A 3,921-nucleotide genomic window follows, 5' to 3' on the forward strand; every position below is an offset into this window, starting at 1 on the left:
ATTATTTTTGATGACTATCTACCCAAATGGAATTATCGTGCAGTTCCGACTATTTAGCAGACGCTAAAGTTATTAAATTTTCATTCCTCAGGATAAAAAGAAGGAAGAAGCAATAAAAGCAAGGGTTTTAGCAATTAAGAACGTTTTTACCCTATGGACGCTTTCTATAATAGTATCAAAAATTTTTCGATTGTCACCAAACCCATGTTCTGAATGTCGGCCGCACACTCAAAAATGGTATTTTATCAAGTTAACTTACGCTGAAAAACCCGGTTTCTGCCAAAACTCGCTTTTTTGACGGCCCGACTTAGGTGAAGAAACCGGGTTTCTGGAGGGAGCAATATCACATCCGGTTAGATAGGAATGATACCGAGCGTGCGAGCAGGGCGATCGCACTGCACTCTGATTATTCCGATGCCAGCAGAAACTCTATCAGGACTTTGTTACTTACTGCGAACTTAATTATTGTTACAGAGTAAAACATGATATTATACCTGTTTTTAAGAATAAGATTAATAAAAATGAGTCGCTCGATGTGATAAATTATAGCAACCGCGCCCGACGGTTAGCACATTCTTAATTATTGCTAAAAAATGAACTCTGATATTGCAAATTCAGTCTTCCTTCTTGCTTCTGCTATATGTTCAAAATCTCCATACCTGCTAGCGAAAGAATCAGCCAAGTACGGAGGCTAATAAATTTAGTAGCAATTGAAAATAACTGTTAAAACAAATATTATTTATCAGAGCTTGCGGTTGATATCGAAAGGTCGGTGAAAATAGCTGGCAGCCGAATTATAAAAGTAGAACCTTTATCCAACTCGCTGAATGCGGTAATGTCTCCGCCCATCATTTCGCAGAATTTCTTAGTAATCGTCAGCCCCAAACCAGTACCGCCGTACTTCTTAGTAGTTGAGGAATCGGCTTGCGTGAAAGGATCGAAGATTCTGGCTAACTGTTCGGGACTCATGCCTATGCCGGTATCTGTGACTGTAAAAACGATCCAATCTTGAGCGGAAGATAAGAGAGACAAGCTATTTTCAGGTTGGCCATCTCCTCTATACGCTCCAAGTCTTTTGCCTCTCTTTGCAGCCTCGGCGGGGGTTTCGACGGAGCGGGTAACAGCGAAGGTAATCGCCCCGGAGCAAGTAAATTTCGCGGCATTGCTGAGGAGGTTGAGCAGAGACTGCCGGAGTTTAGTCAAGTCGGTCTGCATCGAGCCAATATCCTCGGGGCATTGTATTTCTAGGATATTGCTATTTTTGTCTGCCATCGGCGCGATCGTGGCGACTACTTCTTCAACCAGATTTACAATGGTGAAGGTTTCCAGGTGCAAGTCGATGCGGCCTGCTTCAATTTTCGTCAAGTCGAGAATATCTTTAATTAGCACTAGCAAGTGCTGGCCGGCCGTGTTAATTCTCTGGAGGTCGTCGATGAACTCTTCGGCACCGAGGTCTCGGGCGTCTTCTTGCAGGATCTCGCTGTAGCCGATGATAGCGTTGAGGGGGGTTCTGAGTTCGTGACTCATGTTGGCGAGAAAAATGGTTTTCGAGCGATTTGCAGCTTCCGCAGCTAATGCGGCCCGGCGGAAATCTTCGGAACGCAAGCGTTCGGTGATGTCGCTGGTCATGATTAAAACGCACTGAGTGCTGGCGAGGTCGATGAGTTCCACTGACAGCAGCCAGTCGCGCACTTCGCCGGCTTTGGTGCGAATTTTGATTTCTTGGTTGCTGATCGAATTTTGTGCTTGCAAAATCTGGGCTAGCCGCCGCCCGTCTTCTGAATTGACCAAGATTTTTAACTCGCTGGCGGTGCGGCCGATAAATTCGTGCCGCAGCCAGCCTAATGAGCGCAAAAAGCTTTCGTTGGCATCGAGGAAGCATCCGTCTGTGAGGGTGCAGATGCTGATACCGACTGGGGAGGCGTGAAAAGTTTTGGAAAATCTTTCTTCTGAAGAACGCAGCGCGGCTTCTGCCCGCTTTCTGTCTGTGATGTCTTGGACGGTGCTGGTGATGTAGAGGAAGTTGACGGCGGCTTGTTCGTAGACTGTGCGGTTGCTGCCGTCGGGGAGTACGAGCCTGTAGTCGATGCTGTAAGGCTGTTGCTGAAATAAAGCTGCTTCGATCGAGGTTTTGACTAATTCTCTGTCTTCGGGGTGCACGTATTCCAAGAAGGCTTCAAGGCTGGGTTCAAAAGTTCCCGGTCGCTCTCCCAGGATGCGATAAATTTCCTCTGACCACCGCAATTGCTGGGTGTTGCGGTCTAAGTCCCAGTTGCCTAGTTGGGCGATGCGCTGGGCGTTAGCGAGGCTGGCTTCGCTGGCGCGCAGCGAAGATTCTGCTTGGTTGCGTTCGGCGACGGTGGCGGCTAAGACTAAGCCGGTGACGGCGATGACGGCGATGAAGGCTTGCAGGGATAACAGTGCTTGGGGGATGCTGCTGGCGTGTTTGAAAAAGGGGCCGCTGCTTCGGGCTATGCCCCAGATGGCGAAGCCGCAGAGGATGAAGTTGGAGAGGGCCGTGTAGCGCTGGCCGAATCGAAAGGCAGCCCAAACTACTAGGGGAAATGGTAAGTATTCGAGGGGATAGCGGGCGTAGGCGGCGCGGGTGCGCGAGCAGAAGACGAGCCAGCCGACTGCTAGCAGCAGCAGCAGCCAAATCGCTCGTTCAGCTATCTTTTTTTTGCGATGGGTGGAGACTTTGGGGAATTGTTGCCACGTCAGCAGCAGCGGGGCGACGAGCAAAATTCCCATAGCGTCTCCCACCCACCAAGTCGCCCAAATCGTGCCAAAATTGCTGCAGCTAGATAAACTGCTCAGGCATATGACAATGCTGCCAATGGTGGAGTTGATCAGGGTAGATGCTAAGGCTGCTAGTCCGACTATTCCTAAAACGTCTTTGAGCCGATCGAGCCGTGCGCTAAAGTTAATGCGCTGCAGTAGATAAGTTCCCGTCCACGCTTGCAGGGTTCTGGCGCCTGCCGAGATCAATGCCATGCCGATGTTGGCCGACGGTACGTTCATGCTGAACAGGAAGCCTCCGATCGCGATTCCCGGCCACAGTTGCCGCCCGAACAGTAGCAGGGCGACTTGGGCAATTCCTGCTGCTGGCCACATCGGGTAAATTTCTGAACTGAGGGTGAGGGTGGAAACGGCGAATTGCGACGCCCCATAGTAGGTCAGGGCGATCGCACCTACTGCGAGGAAGTACCGCCAGGAATGTCCTCTGATGGCGTTAAGGAACTTTGTCTGCATGGTCGTTTGGGGAAAAGGTTGACGGTTGTTGGGGTTTCAGTAGGTGGCACGGGACGGGCACAGGGTAGAGAAAATGTTTCTATTAAGTGATGGTAGGTCATGGGTGGTAGGTAGGGGGAGAACCTTTTGAACTAACTTTTTGTGGCGCCGTTGAAGGTTCGGTTTTTTTTTGCTGTGCGATCGAATCTGCGCATAAATTTCGGGGGTAGCCGTTTTTTGCCAATATATCTGTAATAACTAAGCATTTGGTTTGTAAATTTGGGGTTTTGTTAAAAATTTATTACCGAGGGACAGCCGGCGTCTTTTAGTGTCGGGCGATCGCAAGTCGATTTAACCTAACATCTTGCACCCTTGTCAATAATACCCAAGCAACCGATAACAGCGACACAAAATCTCAGCTTTCAGGTAAGCCCAAGGCAAGAAACTCGGTTTCTGACTATAAGTGCAGGCAGAAGTGATTTTAACTGGATCTTCAACCAATTAATTGATGCTTCAAGTCTTTTGATTCAATACAGTGAAAGCAGATAATTTACAGCAATTTTTTTTTTATTCTCTATTTCCCTTTGGCTGTTGCAATATCTAATACCAATTTCATAAAATAGTGCTACAGTTAGTAGAAGTGCATTTTGCAATTGACTAGCCAAATAGAGGTCAAAAAAATGTCAGGAG

Annotated in this window: 1 protein-coding gene; it reads right to left on the bottom strand. The window is 48.3% G+C overall.

Features of this window, described 5'->3' with window-relative positions; all coding sequences use genetic code 11:
- Window positions 1-735: 735 nt before the first annotated feature.
- Window positions 736-3,252, bottom strand: coding sequence for a sensor histidine kinase (locus tag E5S67_RS31300; RefSeq protein WP_172193280.1), 2,517 nt, complete (start codon window positions 3,250-3,252; stop codon window positions 736-738).
- Window positions 3,253-3,921 lie beyond the last annotated feature (669 nt).

Source organism: Microcoleus asticus IPMA8, assembly GCF_013179805.1.
Lineage (GTDB): Bacteria > Cyanobacteriota > Cyanobacteriia > Cyanobacteriales > Microcoleaceae > Microcoleus > Microcoleus asticus.